This window comes from Staphylococcus sp. 231237_7MaSpsaltlick (assembly GCF_043107035.1).
This window is the reverse complement of record NZ_JBICNX010000394.1, coordinates 1-431: the sequence shown is the minus strand read 5'-3', so window position 1 is coordinate 431 and position 431 is coordinate 1. Positions and strand designations below refer to the sequence as shown.

Genomic DNA, 431 nt, shown 5'->3' with positions numbered 1-431 from the left:
ATTAAAAATATGTTAAACCACCCATACCAAAGCGCTACAGAAAATAATAAAATTAAGGTGATGATTAATAAGAGCTCTTTCTTAAATTTCATTTTTTACTCCATTGATTATTTTAAGACTCAAGATCAATTTCATAACAAATATGGAAATTGCAAAAATAGTGAATGTATATGTGGCGCCTAAAATTCCAAATAAATTAATCAGTATCAAACTTGATAATAAGACGATGACTACGCTTATCACCTGTATTCTAGAGTTATATTTATATTTATTATGAGCATTGATATAAAGGTCAAATAGAATACTCATATAAACAAATATTGCACTGAAAATAATAATTAAAATTTGTAATTTATAAGCTAAAAACTTTTGATTAAACATAATAACTATAATGTTATCTAGAATAGTAAAACTGCCAATAATCACAATAA

The 431-nt window shown here is 23.9% G+C and carries 1 protein-coding gene; it reads right to left on the bottom strand.

Features of this window, described 5'->3' with window-relative positions; all coding sequences use genetic code 11:
- Positions 1-81 precede the first annotated feature (81 nt).
- On the bottom strand, positions 82-431 hold a 350-nt coding region (locus tag ACF91D_RS32055), incomplete at its 5' end, for a hypothetical protein (protein WP_392438749.1).